General features: G+C 36.6%; 18 protein-coding genes, 2 tRNA genes, 2 riboswitches and 1 other annotated feature (1 of these 23 only partly in view). Of the genes, 16 read left to right on the forward strand and 4 right to left on the reverse strand.

Annotation, left to right across the window (positions count from 1 at the left end):
* Positions 1-2: 2 nt before the first annotated feature.
* Positions 3-1361 (reverse strand): aspartate kinase, encoded by a 1359-nt coding sequence (locus D1B17_RS04250; RefSeq protein WP_120142886.1) that lies wholly within the window; start codon positions 1359-1361, stop codon positions 3-5.
* A gap of 146 nt (positions 1362-1507) precedes the next feature.
* A riboswitch (Lysine riboswitch) is annotated at positions 1508-1689 on the forward strand.
* A gap of 77 nt (positions 1690-1766) precedes the next feature.
* Here D1B17_RS04250 and lysA point away from each other — a divergent pair.
* The 11 genes from lysA to D1B17_RS04305 all read left to right on the forward strand — a co-directional run bounded on the left by lysA (position 1767) and on the right by D1B17_RS04305 (position 16150).
* Positions 1767-3050, forward strand: a complete 1284-nt coding sequence (gene lysA, locus D1B17_RS04255) for a diaminopimelate decarboxylase (protein WP_120142885.1) — start codon at positions 1767-1769, stop codon at positions 3048-3050.
* 15 nt (positions 3051-3065) lie between these two features.
* Positions 3066-3770, forward strand: coding sequence for a 2,3,4,5-tetrahydropyridine-2,6-dicarboxylate N-acetyltransferase (gene dapD / locus D1B17_RS04260; RefSeq protein ID WP_120142884.1), 705 nt, complete (start codon positions 3066-3068; stop codon positions 3768-3770).
* A gap of 2 nt (positions 3771-3772) precedes the next feature.
* Positions 3773-4930 (forward strand): N-acetyldiaminopimelate deacetylase, encoded by a 1158-nt coding sequence (locus tag D1B17_RS04265; RefSeq protein WP_120142883.1) that lies wholly within the window; start codon positions 3773-3775, stop codon positions 4928-4930.
* Positions 4931-5800, forward strand: coding sequence for a 4-hydroxy-tetrahydrodipicolinate synthase (gene dapA / locus D1B17_RS04270; protein WP_120142882.1), 870 nt, complete (start codon positions 4931-4933; stop codon positions 5798-5800). It abuts the gene before it with no gap.
* Between the two features lie 11 nt (positions 5801-5811).
* Positions 5812-6585 carry a 4-hydroxy-tetrahydrodipicolinate reductase gene (gene dapB / locus D1B17_RS04275; protein WP_120142881.1) on the forward strand — a complete coding sequence of 258 codons (774 nt, stop codon included), beginning with the start codon at positions 5812-5814 and terminating at the stop codon, positions 6583-6585.
* Between the two features lie 210 nt (positions 6586-6795).
* Entirely contained in the window at positions 6796-7980 is a 1185-nt protein-coding gene (locus D1B17_RS04280) for an aminotransferase class I/II-fold pyridoxal phosphate-dependent enzyme (RefSeq protein WP_120142880.1), read from the forward strand.
* 28 nt (positions 7981-8008) lie between these two features.
* The gene (locus D1B17_RS04285) at positions 8009-9067 is read left to right on the forward strand and encodes an aspartate-semialdehyde dehydrogenase (RefSeq protein ID WP_120142879.1); all 1059 of its coding nucleotides are present in this window, start codon (positions 8009-8011) and stop codon (positions 9065-9067) included.
* A 420-nt stretch (positions 9068-9487) separates the two neighbouring features.
* Positions 9488-10810, forward strand: a complete 1323-nt coding sequence (locus D1B17_RS04290) for a hypothetical protein (protein WP_166806615.1) — start codon at positions 9488-9490, stop codon at positions 10808-10810.
* A 240-nt stretch (positions 10811-11050) separates the two neighbouring features.
* Positions 11051-13261: an anaerobic ribonucleoside-triphosphate reductase gene (nrdD, locus tag D1B17_RS04295; RefSeq protein ID WP_120142877.1), complete on the forward strand. Its 2211-nt coding sequence runs from the start codon at positions 11051-11053 to the stop codon at positions 13259-13261.
* Positions 13191-13772 carry an anaerobic ribonucleoside-triphosphate reductase activating protein gene (nrdG, locus tag D1B17_RS04300; RefSeq protein ID WP_120142876.1) on the forward strand — a complete coding sequence of 194 codons (582 nt, stop codon included), beginning with the start codon at positions 13191-13193 and terminating at the stop codon, positions 13770-13772. The genes nrdD and nrdG overlap by 71 nt, the downstream gene beginning before the upstream one ends.
* A gap of 578 nt (positions 13773-14350) precedes the next feature.
* Positions 14351-16150: a heavy metal translocating P-type ATPase gene (locus tag D1B17_RS04305; RefSeq protein WP_120142875.1), complete on the forward strand. Its 1800-nt coding sequence runs from the start codon at positions 14351-14353 to the stop codon at positions 16148-16150.
* Here D1B17_RS04305 and D1B17_RS04310 read toward each other — a convergent pair.
* Positions 16145-16762 (reverse strand): DNA-3-methyladenine glycosylase, encoded by a 618-nt coding sequence (locus D1B17_RS04310; RefSeq protein WP_240704468.1) that lies wholly within the window; start codon positions 16760-16762, stop codon positions 16145-16147. The two genes, D1B17_RS04305 and D1B17_RS04310, sit on opposite strands and share 6 nt — an antisense overlap.
* 129 nt (positions 16763-16891) lie before the next feature.
* Here D1B17_RS04310 and D1B17_RS04315 point away from each other — a divergent pair.
* Positions 16892-16963 (forward strand) — tRNA-Glu (locus D1B17_RS04315).
* 4 nt (positions 16964-16967) lie between these two features.
* Positions 16968-17040: transfer RNA gene (locus D1B17_RS04320), tRNA-Val, on the forward strand.
* Between the two features lie 252 nt (positions 17041-17292).
* Here the strand turns inward: D1B17_RS04320 and D1B17_RS04325 are convergent.
* On the reverse strand, positions 17293-17940 hold the full coding sequence (locus D1B17_RS04325; RefSeq protein WP_120142873.1) for a hypothetical protein: 648 nt from the start codon (positions 17938-17940) through the stop codon (positions 17293-17295).
* A 92-nt stretch (positions 17941-18032) separates the two neighbouring features.
* Positions 18033-18110, forward strand: a riboswitch (SMK box riboswitch).
* Here D1B17_RS04325 and metK point away from each other — a divergent pair.
* Both metK and D1B17_RS04335 read left to right on the forward strand, forming a co-directional pair.
* Positions 18108-19301 (forward strand): methionine adenosyltransferase, encoded by a 1194-nt coding sequence (gene metK, locus D1B17_RS04330; protein WP_120142872.1) that lies wholly within the window; start codon positions 18108-18110, stop codon positions 19299-19301. (Overlaps the previous riboswitch by 3 nt.)
* A 74-nt stretch (positions 19302-19375) precedes the next feature.
* Positions 19376-20851: an MDR family MFS transporter gene (locus tag D1B17_RS04335; protein WP_120142871.1), complete on the forward strand. Its 1476-nt coding sequence runs from the start codon at positions 19376-19378 to the stop codon at positions 20849-20851.
* Here the strand turns inward: D1B17_RS04335 and D1B17_RS04340 are convergent.
* On the reverse strand, positions 20798-21448 hold the full coding sequence (locus tag D1B17_RS04340; protein ID WP_120142870.1) for a phosphatase PAP2 family protein: 651 nt from the start codon (positions 21446-21448) through the stop codon (positions 20798-20800). The two genes, D1B17_RS04335 and D1B17_RS04340, sit on opposite strands and share 54 nt — an antisense overlap.
* An 80-nt stretch (positions 21449-21528) precedes the next feature.
* Here D1B17_RS04340 and D1B17_RS04345 point away from each other — a divergent pair, with 80 nt between their 5' ends.
* On the forward strand, positions 21529-22788 hold the full coding sequence (locus D1B17_RS04345) for a glucosaminidase domain-containing protein (RefSeq protein ID WP_120142869.1): 1260 nt from the start codon (positions 21529-21531) through the stop codon (positions 22786-22788).
* Positions 22787-22809, forward strand: a binding site (T-box leader) (it continues 189 nt past the right edge of the window). Its footprint overlaps the gene before it by 2 nt.

Consider the following 22809-nt stretch of genomic DNA (forward strand, 5'->3'; position numbering starts at 1 on the left):
CATTAGTTGAAGAATGTTTTATAAATTTGTTTTACTGCTTCATCAGCGTCAGATTCTTGTATTCCAATCATGATAGAAATGCGTGAAGCGCCTTGGTTAATCATATGGATGGCAATGTTATTTTTAGTTAATGAGTCAATAATTTCACCCAATGTATTGACGTTATGTGCAATTCCTTCACCGACCACCATAATAATTGCGTAGTCATCGATCCATTCCAAATAATCAGGTTGAAGGATTTCTTTAACGTCGTGGCAAAGGTGTTTGATAGTTGTTTTATCAAGTTTACTACGATCAAAAATAACAGTTAAGTCATCAATACCAGATGGCATATGTTCGTATGAAATATTATATTTATAAAAAATTTGGAGTAGTTTCAAAGTAAAACCAACTTCTTTATTCAACAAATAGCGGTGGATATATAATGCCGAAAAGCGTTTTGAACAGGCAATTCCGGTAATTTGATTAGAAGGATTAAAGAGGAATTGTTCCGGCACAATCAAAGTTCCTTCAGCGCTAGGATTGTTAGTATTTTTAACGTTGACAGGTACTTGTCCTTTCACAGCGGGAATGATTGCTTCATCTTGGAAAACTGAAAAACCGGCATATGAAAGTTCACGCATTTCTCGATAGGACATTTTTTTGATGGCTTGTGGATGTTTAACAACATGGTTGTTAGCTGCATAAATGGCATCAACATCGGTAAAGTTTTCGTATAAATCAGCGTGCAAACCTCGACTAAGTAGGGCGCCAGTAATGTCTGATCCACCACGTGAGAAAGTATAAATACTTCCATCTTGACTGTAACCAAAGAAACCAGGAAAAACTACTTTGGCATCGTTGGGTAATTGTAATTTATCTAAATTAAGGTAAGTTTCTGGTGAAATATCAGCATCGTTAGGTTGACCATGAACAATAATCCCGGCATCTTTTGGATCAATGAAAACTGACTTGATTCCTTGTGCATTTAGGACGGAATTTAAGAGGATGGCGTTGAGAAGTTCCCCGTGTGCTTTGAACGCTGCCATTAAATATTTTTCATCAACAAAGTTTGTTTTAGTAAGATTAACTAATTTATCTTTTAGAAGTTTAATAACGGAACCATCGAGTTTAAAATGGTCGCTTATTTCACGGTATCTTGAGATAATCTCTTTGACAATGTTTGTGGAATCAACATTCTCAATAACTGCATTTGCGTACTCAATTAATAAATCAGTAACTTTAGTATCGCCTGTGAAACGTTTTCCTGGAGCAGAGGTTACAATAACCTTTCTTTCAAAGTCATCACTGACGATATTAATGACCTTCTCAAACTGTTCTCCAGTGGCGAGGGAACTGCCCCCAAACTTAACGACCTTCATACAATACACCTCTAAAATTAAATAGTTTTTAATGATGAGTGTATCATTTTTTGTTGTTATAACAAGAAAAATATATTATTTTTGTTTAAAAATGAGAAATTTATTAATATTACTTGACGAATTATGAGTGCTGTTATAATCTTAGTATCAATAAAAGAGGTCGCAATCAACATCAGTAAATGGGAGAGCTTCTGTAAGAGCTTTGAACTCATTGAAAGGGAAGGTTGCCGAAGCGTTAAATGTTGCAGCATTTAATAAGCTGGGGCGTATTAATAAGAGGATACGAACTGTCGTGGCTAATGGTCGGTCACGTTGAGCTTATGACAAAATTGATGCAGATTGTTTATGGATCTCTTTGTTATTAAGCAAAGAGGTCTTTTTTTATTTGGTAAAGGAGAGAATATTATGATTACAGATGATTTAAAGAGCAAGAATGGACATTTGATGATAGGTGGAGTCGACAGTGTTGATTTAGCAAAAAAATATGGCACACCTTTGTATGTATTTGATGTTTCTAGTATCCGTGACCAAATAAGAAAATTTAAATCTGCTTTTGAGAATGCAGGACTACATTATCAAATTAGTTATGCTAGTAAGGCTTTCGCCGTTAAGGCAATTTACCAAGTAATGAAACAAGAAGCTGTTCATATTGACGTTGTTTCCGGTGGTGAATTACAAACAGCCTTGGCAGCCGGCTTTCCTAGTGACAAGATTAGTTTTCATGGCAATAATAAAACTTTCGAAGAGTTAGTTATGGCAGTTCAAAATCATGTCGGAGTAATTATGTTAGATAATTTTCATGAAATTGACTTATTATCACGTATTTTAAAAACAGACCATGAAAAAATTAACGTTATGTTGCGATTGACGCCAGGTATTTCCGCCCATACTCACAAATATGATCAGACTGGTCAGACGGATAGCAAATTTGGTTTTGATGTTGAATCTGGTCAAGCTAAAAAAGCCATGCAGTTAGTTTTAGAAGATGAAAATATGAATCTTTTAGGAATCCACGCTCATATCGGTTCACAAATCTTTGGTACACAAGGATTTGTCATGTTGGCTAAAAAGATGATTGCCATTGCCAAAGATTTTAAGCAAGAATTTAATTACTGGCCCGAAGTATTAAACCTCGGAGGCGGTTTTGGTATTAGCTATACCGAAGATGATGATCCAATTACCGCGCAAAAATTTATTCAACAAATTGCTGATGAATTAAAGAGTGACTGTGATAAGGTCCCAGAAATCTGGATCGAACCGGGACGTTCAATTGTAGGTCCGGCTGGCTATACACTTTATACAATCGGTTCACGAAAAGATATTCCAAATTTAACGCCTTATGTTGCCGTTGATGGTGGTATGGGTGACAACATCAGACCAGCTTTGTATCAAGCCAAGTATGAAGCGGTGGTAGCTAATAAGATGGATCAGCCAATTGTTGAGACAGCTCATATTGCTGGTAAGTATTGTGAGTCAGGTGACATTTTGATTGATAAACAACCTTTACCTGCTACTAAAGCGGGTGACATCTTGGCCGTTCTTGATACTGGTGCTTATGGATACTCGATGGCAATGAACTACAATCGCAATCCAAGACCAGCAGTCGTTTTTGTGGAAAATGGTCATGATAAATTAGTTGTTAAACGTGAAACTTATTCAGATTTACTTAGTTTAGACTTGGATTATTAATTGGAGGAAATTTTGATGACAAAAATGGATGCACAAGAAATTATCAATTATATAGGAAACTCGAAGAAAACTACGCCGGTAAAAGTTTATCTGCAAGGGGATGTTTCACAAATTCAATTTCCTTCAGCAATTCATATTTTTAAGAGTAATGATCTAGCAATTATTATTGGTGATTTTAAAGTTATTGAACCGATTTTAAAAGCTAATAACTTAACTGATTATTATGTCGAAAATGATGGTCAAAATACTGGGGTACCAATGTTAGATATTAATCACATCAATGCACGGATTGAACCTGGTGCTATCATTCGTGACAAAGTAGAAATCGGTGATAACGCCGTTATAATGATGGGTGCCGTTATCAATATCGGTGCTGAAATTGGCGCTAAAACAATGATTGATATGGGAGCTGTTTTAGGTGGCCGTGCTATTGTTGGTGAAAATTCCCATATTGGTGCTAATGCCGTTTTGGCCGGTGTGGTAGAGCCAGCCTCCGCTCAACCTGTAAGAGTTGGAAATAACGTAATCGTCGGTGCTAATGCCGTTGTTTTGGAAGGTGTTCAAGTAGGTGACGATGCGGTCGTTGGCGCTGGTGCTATCGTTACTAAAGATGTTGCTCCAGGAGCTGTTGTTGCTGGTGTTCCTGCAAGGGTTCTTAAAGTGAAAGATCAAAAGACGACTGATAAAACGCAAATTGAGAGTACTTTAAGGAAGTTATAGACATGACATTATCAAGTGACCAATTGATCCAGATTAGACGACATTTACACTCGATTCCCGAGTTAGCAATGCAAGAAGTCAAAACACATGAGTATGTTTTACAAGTGATTCAATCATTTTCTCAAACCAATTTGGAAATTAAAGAGCTACCAGAACTACCAACTGCTCTGTTGGTGTTGGTTAAAGGAACTGATCCACAAAGAAATATTGGATATCGTTGTGACATGGATGCTTTACCGGTGACGGAGAAGAATGGTTTAAGTTATGCTTCAACGAATCCTGGAGTAATGCATGCTTGTGGTCATGATTTGCATACGACGGTAGCCTTAGGAATCCTCAATTATTTTAGTGAACATCAACCAAAAGATAATTTAGTATTCTTTTTTCAACCAGCTGAAGAAAGTGACAGCGGTGGAAAGGTTGCTTATGATCTGGGAGCGTTTAGCGGCAAATTTAAGGTCGATGAATTTTATGGCTTGCATGACAATCCTTTGTTGAAGACAGGTGTTATTGGTTGTCGTGAAGGGACACTTTTTGCTGGTACGACTGAAGTTAACGTTATAATTCATGGTAAAAGTGGTCACGCCGCTTATCCTCATTTGGCTAACGATGCGATTGTCATTGCAGCTAATTTTATCAATCAAGTTCAGACGGTAATTTCTCGAAGTATTGATCCAATTAAATGTGGTGTGATAACTTTTGGAAAAATGGACGCTGGAGTGATTCGCAATGTCATTGCCGGTGAGGCGCGTATTGAAGGAACGATTCGTGGTTTAACGCAAGATATGATTGAATTTATTCGCCAAAGAATTGTTGAAATTGCGAAGGGGTTGGAAAAATCCTTCAATTGTCGAATTGAGATTGAATACAATCAAGGTGGTTATTATCCTGTTGAAAATAATCCATCTTTGACGAAACGATTTATCAATTATATGAAAGAAAATAAAAAAGTTGATTTTGAAGAAACGGAACCAAAGATGACTGGGGAAGATTTTGGTTACTTGATTAATAAAATTCCTGGGACCATGTTTTGGCTCGGTGTCGAAAGTAAAGGGGCACTTCACTCAGCAGATTTCCTACCGAATGAAGCAGCTATTCAAAAAGGAATTGATGCGATGGTTGGTTTTTTAAACTATCGAATGAATTTGGAGGAAAAGTAAATGGATGATGCGATTGATTTAATGACAGCGATTATTACGCCATTTGATGATAATGATCAGATTGATTATTCGGCGCTGACTAAACTGACGGAGCACTTATTATCGACTGGAAGTCAGGGCTTTGTTATTGGTGGAACTACTGGTGAAACGCCAACGTTATCGGAAGATGAGAAATTAACTTTATATCAAAAATTTGTCAAAATTGTTGCAGGACGTGTACCAATCATTGCTGGAGCTGGTAGCAATAGTACAGCCGGAACAATTGATTTCATTCATAAGTTGGCCCAAATTGATGGTATTGATATGGCATTAGTAGTTGTGCCTTATTACAACAAGCCTAACCAACGCGGGATGATTGCACACTTTGAAACGGTAGCTAAAAATTCTCATTTACCAATAATGATTTATAACATTCCTGGTCGAACCGGAGTCTTAATGGAAAAGGAAACGGTCGTCAAGCTGTCGAAAAATCGTAATATTGCAGGTGTTAAGCAGTGTAATACTTTGGAAGATTTGGAATATATCGTTGAACATACTGATGATGATTTTGTTGTTTTCAGCGGTGAAGATGCCCAAGCACTCTTTGCCAAAGTAATTGGTGCTAATGGTGTTATCTCAGTGGCATCACATATTTATGGTAACGAAATGACTGAAATGTACCGCTCACTTACTGAAGGTAATTATCAAATTGCTGGTAAGATTCAACGTCAATTGACACCTAAGATGAATGCACTTTTCATGTATCCATCTCCATCACCAGTTAAAGCGGCCTTGAACCGGACTGGCTATCAAGTTGGTAGTTGTCGCTTGCCTATTTTGCCGTTAGATAAGGCAGAACAAGATAAATTGTTTAAAATCTTAGATATTTAAGGAGTTTTTTGATGATAAGAGTTATAATTTCTGGTTTTAGTGGTTCAATGGGACAAAAAGCAGTCAAAATGGTCTCTGATTCTGATGACATGGAATTAGTAGCGGGATTTAATCCGGTAGTTACAGACCTTGATCCACAATCATATGGTTTGAATAAAAATGTGAAAATTTTTAATAAATTAACTGAAATTGATATTTCTGCGGATATTTGGATTGATTTTTCGATTCCTGGTGCAGTATTTGATAATACTAAATTTGCGATTGAACATGGAATTCGTCCCGTTATTGGAACTAGTGGTATGAGTGAATCACAAACTTCAGAATTGAAAAAAATGGCTGATGAAAAAAATCTTGGTGGAATTATTGCCTCTAATTTTGGTTTGTCAGCAGTTTTGATGATGAAATTCGCACAAGTGGCAGCTAAGTATTTCGCCGAATCGGAAATTATTGAAAAGCATCATGAAGATAAACTTGATGCACCATCAGGAACCGCTTTAAATACAGCACGCTTGATTTATCAAGCCAGAGGACATAATCAAATTCAACATAGTGATGATGATCCTTTAGGTACGCGTGGCGGTGATTATCATGGGACAAAAATTCATGCTTTACGTTTGCCAGGATTTGTTGCCGATGAAGAGGTTATCTTTGGTGGCGTAGGTGAAACCTTAACTATTTCTCAAAGTACGACCGACCGTCAAAGTTTTATGACAGGTGTAAAACTAGCTATTCACGAAGTAATGCAACAGGATCACTTGGTTATTGGCTTGGAACAAATTATTTAGGAATTATTCAAATGAAAGTTTGTGTGAAATTTGTGAGGTTTAGTCGCTTGATTAGACGTATTTAGTTTCATATCAGTCTTAGTTGCGATTTTTTAAATTTATACCATTTCACAAATTGAGAAAATATTTAAAAAGATTACAAAAAATCTAATATTTTGATTGGATTTGTTATATTATTAAATTACATTAATTTTTAAGGAGTGTTGAAGAATGCCAGAATTAGATTCATCAGTTAAAGATGTAGTAAATGAAACAATTGCCCCTATGGGTAGATCAATGATTAGAGAATTTGCTGAAAAGTTTGCAAAGATTCCTGGGTTAGTTAAATTGACTCTTGGTGAACCTAACTTTAACGTTCCCGAACACGTTAAAGATGCCGCCATTGAGAGTATCAAAGAAAATGAATCACATTACTCAGATCAAAAAGGATTCTTAAGTTTAAGAGAAGCCATTTCAGGTTACTTGAATAAGCAATTTGATTTGCAATATGATCCTGAAACAGAAATTATCGTTACGATTGGTGCAACCGAAGCTATTTTTGATTCACTTGCCGCCATTATTAATCCCGGTGACAAAGTAATTATTCCGACACCAACTTTTGCACTGTATATTCCAATCGTTAAGATTCTTGGTGGAATCCCAGTACAAATTGACACGACTGACGACGGTTTCCGTATGACGGGTAAACATTTGGAAGAAGTTATTCAAGCTGAAGGTCCAGACCAAGTTAAGGCCATGATGCTTAATTTCCCAGGCAACCCAACCGGTTTCGTATATTCCAAGGAAGACTTACAAGAAATTGTTGATGTTGTAAAAGATAAGAACATGTTCGTTATTTCAGATGAAATTTATGCCGAATTGACATATGGTCACAAGCACTTGTCACTTGCTAAGTTAATGCCAGGGAAGACAATTTTAATCAATGGTTTATCTAAATCACACGCAATGACTGGTTACCGTATCGGTTATATCGCTGCACCTAAGGACTTTGTTGAACAAGCAAATAAGATGCATGCCTTCACTGTTACAGCTCCTTCTAACCCAGCTCAATTTGCTGCCCAAGAAGCTTTAACAAATGGAATCGATGATCCAATTGCCATGCGTGATGTTTATCAAGAACGTCGTGATTTCTTAGTTGATCAACTAAATGACATGGGTTACGAAACAGCTTTACCAGAAGGTGCATTCTACACATTCTCTAAGATTCCTGCCAAGTTCAATTTGAACTCAATTGATTTTGCTAACAAATTAGCTGAAGAAGGCCTAGTCGGAGTAACACCAGGTGTTGCTTTTGGTAAAGGTGGCGAAGGTTACTTCAGAATTTCTTATGCAGCTTCAATGGAAGATATTCAAGAAGCTATGAAACGTTTGAGAAAGTTCACAGCTAGTTTATAAATTTTTATAGTTAAGGGATGGATTTTTTATGAGTGGATATACAGTAGCAATTTTAGGTGCCACAGGTGCCGTTGGAACACGTTTAATTCAACAATTGGAACAATCAACTATTCCAGTATCACAAGTTAAATTACTAGCTTCTAGCCGTTCTGCTGGTAAGAAGTTACAATTTAAAGGTGAAGATGTCACGGTTGAGGAAGCTAAACCGGAATCATTTGAAGGTGTTGATCTAGTTTTGGCATCAGCAGGTGGAGCTGTTTCAAAGAAACTTTTGCCTGAAGCCGTCAAACGTGGGGCTGTTTGTGTTGATAATACAAGTGCTTTCCGTATGGAAGAAGACGTACCTTTGGTCGTTCCTGAAGTGAATGAAGCTGCTCTATATAACCATCATGGAATCATTGCCAATCCTAATTGTTCAACAATTCAAATGATGGTTGCTTTGGAACCAATCCGCAAAGCCTTTGGGTTGAAACAAATCATTGTTTCTACTTATCAAGCTGCTAGTGGTGCCGGTCAAACAGCCTTAGATGAGTTGTATTCTGAAGCACAAGATTACTTAGATGGTAAAGACATGAAAGCCGATATTTTTCCAACGAAGGGCGATAAGGAGCATTATCCTTTAGCTTTCAACCTCTTACCACAAATTGATGTTTTGGAAGATAATCTTTATTCTCATGAAGAGTGGAAAATGATTCATGAAACTAAGAAGATTATGTTAGGTGATATGAATTCACCTGAAATCAAGGTCACGGCTACTTGTGTCAGAGTGCCAGTGCCAATTAGTCATGGTGAGTCAATTTATATTGAAGTTGCCGATAAGTCAGCCACAACTGAACAGATTCAACAATTGATCAAAGACGCACCAGGTGCAGTGTTACAAGATGACCCAGCACATCAAGTATATCCACAGCCAATTAATGCTGTTGGTAGCCGCGATACTTTTGTCGGGCGGATTCGTCCAGATTTGGAAAACAAGGGAGCCTTTAATATGTGGGTCGTTTCTGACAATCTATTAAAAGGTGCTGCTTGGAATACCGTTCAAATCGCTGAGAGATTAGTTGCTGATGATTTAGTTCATGTAAATTAGGCAATTCTTGCACCCAGAGACTAATATATTTGTTGTTCTTTATATGATGTAACTAATTCGATAAACAAGTGCAGTATTAGTTAACATTAAATATAATCAGAAAAGCTAGATATTTTCTTGGATTTATATAAATTCAGAAAATCATCTAGCTTTTTTTATATTCGATTCTGTATCCAGAATTGAAGAAGAACCGATTTTTTGTTGGGGTCATTTGCTTTAAACGGAAAAAGCTATGTCTAAATGCACTGCACATTTAAGGTGAAAGATAGTTTTGTCACAGCCTTTGTTGATAATTAGTAATGTGGTGGATTCTGGAGATGGCATTTTTAATTAGTTTCGTTCCAAGCTCTATTTTTTCGGTTATTTCTGTTAAAATGTTTAAAGACATTTAATTTCAGGTGAGAAAAAATGAAGCGAATAATGAATATATTTAACGAAGGTGTTTTGGACCTTTTGGCCAATGCCGGCGTCGCGATACCGTATTTTTTCTGTTTGACATTATATAACCAAAATAAGAGTGTTTTTGCGTATGCCTTGCCATTTTTAATGCTTTATACTTTTAGAGCATTGGGAATGTTATTGACGACGTTTATTACATTGCCTGCATCAACAATGTTAGCAATGTCTAGTTGTTTTGGCGTGATTGGATCACTCTTTATTTTGGGTGCCGGAAATCCCATTATGGGGATATTTGGTGGTGTTTTACTAGGGCTGGCCTCGAGTTGGATCTGGCCATATTATTTAACCGTTCGCTCGCGTGGACAGATGGATAAAGAGTTTAAATTTAATCGGATGCATGGTCTGTCAGTTCTTTTAACCTTGATTATTTTGTTGATAGTACAATTGATTGCTACTAAGACACAATTTTTGAATCTTTCCTTTATCTTATTGGCATTTCTTTTCTTCGCCGCAATGGTCGGAGGGATGCAAATAACGCATCGATTGACTTTTTACCAAGGGCTGGAAAAGAAACCTAAATTTCACGTTAATTCGTTATTTAGTTTGATTGTCCTAGCCAGTTTGGTCATGTTGGTATTCATTATTCGCTATACAAGACTAAAAGAAGTCTCCAATACATTTGATTTATTGATCAGTATGGCTGCTATCGTTTTATTTTTCTTTCTGGCATATTATCAACTCGATATTCATCGAAAACTGTTTCCATTGAGTATGGCTGCGGTTAACCGTGGCGTAGTGATGAATTATGTAATGTTATATGCTATTTTTGATAGCACGATTCGTTTTGGATTTAACAGTTTGATGTTAGTTTATACCATTTATTTGGTAGGTTTTCAGGTGGGACCATTTTTGAACAAGCGTCATCGGAACTTACGTTATCCACTCTTGTTATTAGGCCTTGTTTTAGCCTTGTTTAATCCAACATACTTTATTGGCTTATTCCTTTGTGCGGTCTTTGTGGGAGCTGATAATCGTATTTTAAATGATGAATTGTATGCCAATACGAATATTGATACGGAACGTGCCTTTTTGATCAAATATCAATTATCAAGTGTCGGGAATGTCTCACAACAATTAGTTTATATGACTACAATTTATTTCATCAGTTACTTTATGAAGATTGATGCGTTAGGATTCTTCAATAATAATATTAATGGTGGACCAACGATTGGCGTCTTGTATGGAGTACATATTTTTATTACTGCGGTCGTATTTGTTTGTGCCGCAATTACATTTTATTTTGTTCGCAAAAGAGAGCAAAAAAGGACCATTACAACGTTATAAAGTAAAATTTAATCAAAATTTTTGAGCATGAACGTATGTTTGAATATCAATAATTTAACCGTGGTATAACGACGATTTGTGAAATCAGTAGAATTATGTTTTGCTGAAAAAGAAAATAAGACTACTATATCTAGTATTTATGTGCTATATAACACATCATCTAGTATTTAGTAGTCTTATTTTTTTATTTATAATTTTGTAGAATGATATCAGTATTAAGCAGGTGTAGGAGGAAAATTTATGACTGCCAAATTAGATGAATTGGTATCCATTCCCGTTGAAAAAAGAAGTGGTGTGAAGACCGCTTTTTATCCATATAAAATAAACTTTGTCTTAGATCAATTGCAATTGACGGCGGAGCAACGCAGTTTTGTTGTCGATAAATTGGTTCAAAAGTTTCGTGACGTTCAGTTAATCAATACAGTTGAATTACATAAGTTTATTTTTCGTGTCTTAAATGATAACGGTATGGCTGAAGAAGCCATGGCCTATGAAACTTACTTTCGACAAGACCAAGAGAAATTTGCTCAAGCTACAAATGTTCAACTAAACATTGAGCGTTTGTTTAATCGCAATGAGGATGTTGTCCATGAGAATGCTAATAAAGATAGTAATATCTTCAATACACAACGTGATTTAGAGGCCGGAGTCGCTAGTCGAGCTATGGGTTTAAAGATGTTGCCAGAGATTGTTGCAAAGGCGCATTTGAGAGGTGATATTCATTGGCATGACCTAGACTACTCACCAGTAACGCCTGAAACTAATTGTTGTCTAATTGACTTTGATGAAATGCTTAGCAATGGTTTTAAAATTGGTAATGCCTGGGTCGCCTCACCACGTTCGATTCAAACGGCGACTGCCCAGATGTCACAAATTATCGCGAATGTTGCCTCGTTACAATATGGTGGCTGTTCGGCTAATCGTATTGATCAATTGTTGGCACCATATGCGGAAATTAATTATCAAAAGCACTTGAAAGATGCCAAAAAGTGGATTGTTGAAGATAAGCAAGTCGAGTTTGCTAAAGAAAAGACTCGTAAAGACATTTACGATGCCATGCAAGCGCTTGAATATGAAATCAATACACTTTACTCATCACAAGGTCAAACACCGTTTACCACCATTAATTTTGGTTTGGGGACCAATTGGCTTGAACGGGCAATTCAAAAAGCAATTTTGGAAATTAGAATTAAAGGTTTAGGAAAAGAACACCGAACAGCGATTTTTCCTAAGTTAACTTTTACAATCAAACGTGGCTTGAACCTAAATCCTGGTGATCCAAATTATGATATTAAAATGTTGGCACTGGAATGTTCAACTAAGCGGATGTATCCCGATTTGTTGATGTATGACAAAATTAAAGAGATCACCGGTAGTTTCAAGACCCCAATGGGATGTCGGTCATTTTTGCAAGGTTGGAAAGATGAAAATGGCAAAGAAGTAAATTCCGGGCGAATGAATTTAGGCGTTGTAACGGTCAATTTGCCACGAATCGCCTTGGAATCAAAAGGGGATATGGATTTATTCTGGCAAATATTTGAAGAAAAAATGCGGATTTGTCATGCTGCTCTAGCATATCGGATTGAACGGACCAAACAAGCCAAACCCGAAAATGCGCCGCTGCTTTATATGTATGGGGCATTTGGGAAACGTTTGAAAAAAGATGACAGTATCGATGAACTATTCAAAAATGAGCGAGCAACTGTTTCATTAGGCTATATCGGTTTGTATGAAGTATGTACAGAATTCTTTGGTAATAATTGGGAGAACAATCAAGAGGCCCATGATTTTGCCGAAGAGATTGTCAAAGCGTTACATGAAAAATGTGTTGGTTGGGCTAAGGAAAGTGGGTATCATTACAGCCTTTATTCGACTCCAGCGGAATCATTGACTGATACTTTTTGCCGTGATGATTTAGAGAAATTTGGCGTTATAGCGGATATAACGGAGAAAGAATATTACACTAATAGTTTTCATTATGATGTTAGAAAGCACCCTAATCCTTTTGAAAAATTGACCTTTGAAGAAGTATTTCCAAAATACGCTTCAGGTGGATTTATTCATTATTGCGAATATCCTAATTTACGACAAAATCCTAAGGCTTTAGAGTCTGTTTGGGATTGGGCATATGATCATGTGGGTTATCTAGGAACCAATACCTCAATCGATCAGTGCTTTGAATGTGGTTTTAAAGGTGAATTCAATGCCACAGCGCGTGGCTTTGTTTGTCCACAATGTGGTAACCACAATCCCATGACTTGTGATGTCGTTAAGCGGACCTGCGGATATTTAGGTAATCCCCAACAAAGACCAATGATTCATGGTCGCCACGTGGAAATTGCTTCACGTAGAAAAAATATGACTTCGGAGATGATAAAACATGCGGCAGAATATGAGAGAACCAAACAATCCGACTCCCAAAGAATGGTTGAGCGAGGACCTCAGTCTTAAAAGAATTGCCGATTATAAGCCGTTTAATTTTGTTGATGGTGAAGGTGTAAGATGTAGCCTATATGTTTCGGGGTGTCCATTTCGTTGTCCGGGGTGTTATAACGTTGCAGCTCAAGATTTTCGGTATGGAAAACCTTATACGAAAGAATTAGAAGATAGAATCATTAAAGATCTTAGTCAAAGTTATGTTCAAGGATTAACTTTTTTGGGTGGAGAACCATTCTTGAATACTCAAGTGTGCTTGTCGTTATGTAAAAGAATTAGAAAAGAGTTCGGACATACCAAGGATATTTGGTCATGGACTGGTTATTCATGGGAAGAGCTATTAAAGGATTCCGATGATAAGTTAGAGATGCTCTCGTTGATTGATATTCTAGTTGATGGACGTTTTCTACTACCTAAGAAAGATTTAACGTTACAATTTCGTGGATCATCTAATCAAAGAATCATTGATGTACCAAAGTCCTTAGCTAGTGGGAGCGTTACAATTTGGGATAAATTAGTTAAATAAGCTTTATCAAGCGATAAACGTAAAAATGAAGACGTTGCAATATAACTTTTAATAGACAAGAGAGTGGGACAAAACATGTTCAGCTTTCGAGCATTAAGGCAAATGTCCCCAGTAATCCGATTTTGGATTGCTGGGGACATTTGTTTTAAGCGGAAAAAGCTATGTTTTGTTCCACGTTTATGCTGCATGTTTAAAGACGACAATAGTTTTGTCCCAAACTCTTGCCTATTTTAATGCTCTAAAGCTGACCATATTTTGTCATGCGCTCTATTAACCAAAGCTACACAAGAATTTTAGATGGGGTTGTTATATTTTTTGTGCCATATTGTTCTTATTTTAACAAATAAATGCGGGATATTTTATTTGCTAAAATTGACTGGAATTTGACATAATCTATGCTACATGAATATCTTTCTGCTTAAAGCTATTTACCAATAATCTACTTATGTAGCCAATTGTAGACCACTATTTAAAATGATAACTAAATAAGAATGATTCCAAATAAAGGTTCACTTTCTTGATTGATGAATGTATAATCAAGTTATAAATAGAATTATCCATGGGAGGGTTGTGATTTTATGAACTCAGACAAAATTAAGCTATATGGTACGTTGACCATCGGTTTTGTAGCCGCAATTCTTGAGTTTGGTTTCCGTCAAGCAGGGTATGCACAACTTATTATCAGTATTTTGGGGTTACTGTTAGCTCTAATCATGTTTGTTGATATGATCAAAGTTCTCAAATCGGGTAACTTTGGAATCGACTTACTGGCCATTACGGCGATTGTCGCTACAATCTCGCTTGGTCAATATTGGGCTGGTTGGATTGTTTTGTTAATGCTAACTGGTGGTGATACTTTGGAAGAGTACGCCGCAAATAAAGCTAAAAGTGAATTGAAATCACTATTGGACAATACACCTTCAAAAGCCCATCTACTAGACAATGGTCATGTTAAAGACATTGATATTGACGATGTTAAAATTGGCGACGAGCTGTTGATTCGTCCTAAGGAACAAGTTCCAGTTGATGGGACAGTTTATGAAGGTCAGTCTGAGGTTGATGAGTCTTCACTTACAGGGGAGTCAGTTCCCATTAATGTAGCTGAAGGTAAGTATGTTATGTCAGGTTCTATTAATGGCGAAAATCCTTTTAAGATTCGTGCGGAAAAAATTGCGGCTGATTCTGAGTATCAAGCTATTGTTAAGTTAGTTAAAGAATCGGAAACACATCCAGCACATTTTGTTCGATTAGCGGATCGTTATGCGGTTCCATTTACGTTGATTGCGTATGTGATTGCCGGGATTGCTTGGTATATTTCGAAAGATCCAGTTAGAATTGCCCAAGTTTTGGTTGTTGCTTCACCTTGTCCCTTGATTTTGGCTGCACCAATTGCTTTCGTATCAGGAATGAGTCGCACTAGTCGTAACGGGATTATTATCAAATCTGGAACCGCTTTGGAAAAACTTAATTCGGCCAATACGGTGGCTTTTGATAAAACAGGTACGATTACCATGGGAAAATTAGTAGTTAATCAGTTTAAAACGGCAAATAATTTCAAACCTGAGACAGTCATGTCGTACGCAGCTTCGATTGAACAAAATTCGAGTCACGTTATGGCCGAAGCAATTGTTAATTACGCCAAAGATCGTAATTTATCAATCATTAATGCTGAAGACTTGAAGGAGGTTACGGCTGAAGGGATTGTTGGTAAAATAGATGGACATGTCGTTAGGGTTGGTCAAGGTAAGTTTGTGACTGATGAACCTGTTGATGAAGTAGAAGGTTCCGGTGTGTACATTTCGATCGATGGTAAGTATGCTGGTGTTTATAGTTTGCTTGATAAAATCCGTCCAGAATCGAAATCAACAATTCAAAAGTTAAAAGATTTTGGTATTAAAAATATTCTGATGATTTCAGGGGATAAAAAAGAAGCAACCGAATTAGTTGCTTCAGAAGTTGGTATCACTAAGGCTTATCCTTCAAGTTTGCCAGCTGATAAGGTTAAAATTATCAATGGTTTGGATAAAGAGTATCATCCAACAGTTATGGTCGGTGATGGTGTCAATGATGCACCGGCACTAGCTTTAGCAGATGTTGGTATTGCAATGGGATACAAGGGTGCTAATGCTGCCAGTGAATCAGCAGATGCCGTTATTTTGCAAGACGACCTAAGTAAGGTTAGCTTAGTTGTTAAAATAGCTCGCGATACGATGAAAGTTGCTCGTGAGGCGGTGTTAATTGGTATTTTCATCTGTATTGCTTTAATGATTGTGGCCGCATTTGGTTTAATTCCAACCATCATTGGGGCATTGTTACAAGAAGTCGTTGATACAGTTGCAATTCTCTATGCCTTACGTGCTCGTAGCGACCGCTTATAACCAACCATAAGTTTCAAGATTCATATCACGTTTAGGTAGCTTAGAGACGTAGGGGTTGCCTTCAACAATAAAACGCATATTTTTAGAAGTCCAGGGTTCCTTATTTTTCACACCGATACGTGGTGTTGCTAAAATATTTTTAGGAGTCTGGACTTTTTTTGCTGAAAAAATAAAGTTGTTTTCATTCAATTTAGTTCCAGAAAGTTTTTTATCTTTAATACCGAAAGCTGCCATCCATTTGGCAGGGCCATTTGTTACTTCAAAACCAGTCCGATTGCGATTTAGTTCCATTTGTTCAAGACCGTCGATTGGCTGTAAAGCTCTGATTAGTACTCCATTAGGGGTACCAGTTTTTTGAATACTAATATCCATATCAAGCCAGCTATGAATTGAATAAATATAAATAGTACCACCGGCTTGGTAGAGTGGGTCATTAGCTGGTGTATGACGTCCGTTGTAACTGTGGGCAGCCATATCGATAGGTCCTAAGTAGGCCTCGGTTTCGACAATCAGTCCTGAAAAAGTTCCTTGGTCAGAATTATAGGTAAATGTATGTCCTAGCATATCTTGGGCTAAGTCCATTGTTTCCGCTGTTTCAAAGTAATTTTGCACGTTCAAAATCCATTATCCTCCTGTTTTTGAAAAAAGTTCAAAAAAATTAAAAAAAAAGCTTGCTACACCTTTATTATTATTGTATTATATTTCTTGTGCTTGAGAGAGCAATACATAAATAAATTTTATGACCCCTTGGTCAAGTGGTTAAGACACTGCCCTTTCACGGCAGTAACATGGGTTCAAATCCCGTAGGGGTCATTTTGGAGGATTAGCTCAGCTGGGAGAGCATCTGCCTTACAAGCAGGAGGTCACAGGTTCGATCCCTGTATCCTCCATTCCAAAACAACTTTAACATCTAACTTCGGTTAGGTGTTTTTTTGTGCCATAAATTATTCTACAAAAAAGTCTGGGACAAAACTATTATTTTCTTTAAATATGCAGTATAAACGTGAAATAAAACGTCACTTTTACGCATAAAGCAAACAAGACCCGCAATCCAAAATCGGATTCGGGTCTTGTTTGCCATAATGTTCGAATTTTGTCACACGCTCGCTATTTTCTTTAAATAATTAATATTAAGTTTCCAATTATACGATAGAATAAATTTGATTGTACAAAATTTTTGTATTTTTTAGTAAACACATTGCAACAACGAATACGATAATTGCTAAGGCTGTCCAGAGACTGATGTAGTTTAATAGGAATAAAATTGCACAAAGGCCAGAAATAGCAGCTAATTCAATATAATCTTGGCGAGTTCCTTCAAAATAGTTAATTAATACGGTTGCTAAGTTGATTAATAGTAACGGCACGACGAAATTAACCGAAATGAAGTGCATGTAGGTAAAGGCTAGGGCAATTGACATAAAACTAGGAACGACGAAATTTTCTACCAAAGAAACTAAGTTTTGATATTTATCGGGTAAATATTTCACCATATATAGGAAAGCTAATTGTGCAAAAATTAATATTGTTACGAAAAGGTTTAACGAATGCAACGAAAGAATGGCTAATAAAACGTAGATTCCGCTGTATAAAATGTGAAAATACTTATTAGGATTCAATGTTAAGATGAATTCTTTGTATAAAGCTACCATAGCCACCATGATGATTAAAAATCCGTGTATGGAGTAATTATTCAAATTGTGGATGAAGATAAAGATAAAGGGAAAGATATGATAACTGATAAACTCGATAAAAGCTGATAATAGTTTTTTAGATTTTAATTTATCCATGTTAGCTCCTTTGACTCATAAAATCATATTAATGTAGAAAAACTTCAACGTCAAACCAATATTTTTCATGAAAATGGCTTAATTTTATGTTAACCTATTAAAAGGTTCCTGATGGGATCCTTTTTTTGTTTAAGGAGAGGCCCTGTAACCGAAAAGGTGGAAAAGATATGTCAAAAAATTATTTATTTACTTCTGAATCAGTTTCAGAAGGACATCCAGATAAAGTTGCTGATCAAATAAGTGATGCAATTCTCGATGCTATTTTAGCAAAGGATAAAGATGCACGTGTTGCCTGCGAGACAACTGTTACAACTGGACTAGTGTTAGTTGTAGGTGAAATTTCAACTTCTGCATATGTTGATATTCAAAGTGTCGTACGTAAAACAATTACCGATATTGGCTATGATGGTGAAAACCCTGGCTTTAATGGTAATAGTTGTGCCGTATTAGTTGCACTAGATGAACAATCTCCTGATATTGCTCAGGGTGTTGACGATGCATTAGAAGAACGTGGTAACAATGATAAAGATCCATTGGACCAAATTGGTGCCGGGGATCAAGGTTTTGTTTTTGGTTTTGCTACTAATGAAACAAAAGAATTTATGCCATTGCCAATTTCTCTCGCTCATAAGTTGATGAGAAAGACTGCTGAAGTTAGAAAGAACGGAACGATTGATTACTTGATGCCTGATGCTAAGTCACAAGTTACAATTGAATATGATGAAAATGATCATCCGGTTCGTGTTGATACAATTGTTTTGAGTACACAACACAAAGCTGAAGCAAGCCTAGAGCAAGTTCAAAAGGATATTAAGAAATACGTTATCGATGAAGTTGTCCCTGCTAATATGATGGATGACAAGACAAAGATTTTAATTAATCCTACAGGTCGTTTCGTTATCGGTGGACCAGAAGGTGATTCTGGACTTACTGGCCGTAAAGTTATCGTTGATACATATGGTGGATTTGCCCGTCATGGTGGTGGTGCCTTCTCAGGTAAGGATGCTACTAAGGTTGACCGTTCAGCAAGTTATGCTGCCAGATACATTGCTAAAAACCTTGTTGCTGCAGGAGTTGCAGAAAAGGTTGAAATTCAAATTGCTTATGCCATTGGTGTAGCAAAACCCGTATCAATTCACGTTGATACATTTTGTACTAGTGACTTTTCAGAAGAACAAATTGAAGAGGTTATCAATAAGTTCTTCGACTTACGTCCACTAGGTATCATTAAAATGCTTGATCTACAAAGACCAATTTATAAGAAGACGGCCGCATATGGTCACTTCGGACGTACAGATATCGATTTACCATGGGAAAAACTTGATAAAGTTAATGATATTAAGAGTTTCTTGAAAATTTAATCGATGATTACAGAGGCGTTCTTTAAAGTTTAACTTTAGGGAAAGCCTCTTTTTTTTATGGGAGGAATTAATTAATGGAACAAAAGAATCAGTCAAACGTTGTAATCGTCACGATTGCGGTGTTTATTGCGACATTTATGACGGCAATTGAGGGAACAATTGTTTCGACCGCCATGCCGACAATTATCGGGAGTTTGCATGGGGTCAGTTTGATGAATTGGGTTTTCTCAATTTATTTATTAATGACAGCAGTAGCAACACCAATTTATGGGAAGTTATCAGATATTGTAGGACGTAAGCCAGTCCTTTTAATTGGTTTAGTTATTTTTGTTATCGGTTCAACACTCTGTGCGATGTCAAATTCCATGTTGACGCTTATTTTAGCGCGAGTGATTCAAGGTATTGGTTCTGGTGCCATTCAGCCACTAACGTTTACAATTATTGCTGATATTTATCCACTAGAAAAACGTGCTCGTATTTTAGGATTAAACGGATCGGCATGGGGAATTGCCGCCGTTATTGCACCGTTATTAGGTGGTTTCATTGTTGAAAAACTTAGTTGGCACTGGGTATTTTTAATCAATCTGCCAGTTGGTTTATTGACGATGGCCCTCATTTGGATTTTCTTTAAGGAAGAAAAACGTGAACATGAAAAACTGAAAATTGATTATATGGGTACGATCATGCTGATTCTTGTTTTGTTGCCATTAATGTTGGCATTACAAAACATTGGTGGCTCATCAATTTGGTTGCCATTAGGTCTAGCAGCCATCTCCGTTATTTCAATATTTGTCTTTATTCATGTAGAAAGACATGTGAGTGATCCCATTTTGCCATTGGAATTATTCAAAAATAAGACGTTCGTGATTCAAAACGTCTTAGCTTTACTTGTCAGTGGCTTTTTAATCGGATTTGAAGCTTATATTCCTACTTGGATGCAAGGAATTCTAGGACTAAGTCCATCAATGGGTGGATTTGCTGTTACCCCAAGTTCAATTGTTTGGATCTTTGGATCATTCTGGGCTGGGACGTTAATTAAAAAAATGGCACCAAATCGTGTCATTTACATTAGTTTATTCTTCTTAGCCATTGCTAATGGTCTATTGTTAGCTGCTGGTCCAACTACGCCATTTTGGTACTTCTGTATGTTAGCTGGAATAGCTGGACTTGGTTTTGGTCTAACGATTACGACAACAACGGTTACTGCTCAAACAGTTGTTGAACCAGAGAACGTCGGTGTGGCAACAAGTTTTAATACTTTGCTTAGAACAATTGGCCAATCAATGATGGTTTCTGTTTGCGGAATTGTTTTAAATACTGCTTTAGCCAAAGGTGCAGCTGAAAATAAAGGTATTACCATTGATATGATGAACAAATTGATTGATCCACAAACGGCAAATAGCTTGCCACATCAGCTTTTACCCAAAATGAGACAAATTCTTTTTTCTGGATTGCACAACATTTACGTTGCTACTCTTGTACTATTAATAGTGGGACTAATTCTTAACGCCTTGGAATTGAAGAATCGAAAGATTCTTGGTTCTAAATAATAGAGTATTGAAAGTCAGGATAGTAGCTGCAAGTAGGTATCCACCTAGAACATCACTTGGATAGTGAACTCCTAGAAAGATACGACTATATCCGATTAAAAATACCATCAGAATACATATTGTACTAATGGTTATTTTTAATTTGATTTTTCTGAAAATATATAAACTAATAATCATTATCGAGATATAAAGTGCGAACGAACTGGCTGAATGACCGCTGGGAAAACTATATCCTCCAGCATAAACATAATGTGTATGGCTAGGACGAGGGCGTTCAACAATAATTTTGATAAGACTATTAAGTCCAGCGACAATAACTTTATTCAACACTAAATAAATAGCGGCATAATAATATCTTTTAACGATTAATAGCAAGAAGATGATTGCGGTTACAAGAATGGTTGCGAAAGTATCACCGATATTTGTTAACGGTTCAAAAAAGCTTAGTGTCCAATTATTGTGATGATAAATCTGACTGATCAATAGTGAATCGAAGTTTTTAATAAATTGGGATTGGATGGCGACATTGATTGCCCAAATAGTAAAGATTATTAGTAAAGATATTGCTAGGATGGATATTTTCTTAGATATTTTCATATTTTTTGATCTCTCTATTGTTTAAGTTTTTGTTAAGAAATATAATAAAGTATAAAGATTTTGAGGGAGAGCAGATATTTATGGTTATGACACGTCATGAACGCAAAATCGAAGATAGTCGTTTGACTAGATTAAATAATAAAAAGAGTAAGAACGCAAACTTACGCAAGAATATGTCGATTTTAGGATCAAGCATGTTTGTTGGTGCAACAGTGGCTGAGGTTGCCAATATTTCTGCTCCAACGCCTGTTAAAGCCGAAGCTTTATCTGTAAGTAATTTGTTGAATCAAAATTCAGCAGCAGTAGCAACTCCAGTTACATCAACCGGTGTTGGAGACCAACAGTTTATTGATTACATTGGTAATTCAGCACGTAAGTTGGCTTCTAATAACGACTTGTACGCATCAGTTATGATTGCTCAAGCATTAGTTGAAAGTGGCTGGGGAACTAGTGGTTTGGCTAGTGCTCCCAATTATAATCTTTTCGGGATTAAAGGTGATTATAAGGGTGCATCAGTTAATATGGGTACGCAAGAAGATGACGGAACAGGTAGTCTTTATTCAATCAGTTCCGACTTTAGAAAGTATCCTTCATATAAGGAATCACTTGAAGATTATGTATCCTTACTTCGGGGTGGAACTTCCGGTAATTCCCAAATGTATGCTGGTACTTGGAAGAGCAATACTAACTCATACAAGGATGCTACAAAGTATCTAACGGGCCGTTATGCTACCGATACAACTTATGCAGACAAGCTCAATAGTGTCATCGAAAAGTATAATTTGACACAATTTGACACTGCTGCTACTGATAAGGATCAGACATACACAGTCGCTCAAGGTGATACTTTACAGTCAATTGCCGATAAATTTAACATGACGACTGATACGTTGATGAGCTTAAATAATTTGAAGACGGATAATTATCTTTATGCTGGTAAGACACTAGTTGTTAGACAAGTTATTGGAGCTGATGGTCAACCATTATCAATGAGTAATTTGTCGAATAAGAATACATCGACACAAGATACAGGTAACGTTGGAGATGCTTACGGCAGTCAACAAGCACCGGTAATTGTGCAAGATGAACGTAACGGTGTGAAGAAGTATGTACCATCAAATGATTCAGATTCTGATTCATCGTCAATCAATGTTCAAAATGATTATAGTGCCAATGACTCAAATGATTCAGGCAGTCAAAAAAGTAAATCAGTAACCGTTCAAAGCGGTGATACGATTGACTCTATTGCCTCACAAGCAGGTACAACTGTTGATAACGTACGCCAATTAAATAACTTAAATTCAGATTTATTGGTTGTCGGACAATCATTATTGGTATAAGATATAAAACAACGGAAGTAG

The organism is Companilactobacillus zhachilii, from assembly GCF_003606365.2.
Taxonomy (GTDB): domain Bacteria; phylum Bacillota; class Bacilli; order Lactobacillales; family Lactobacillaceae; genus Companilactobacillus; species Companilactobacillus zhachilii.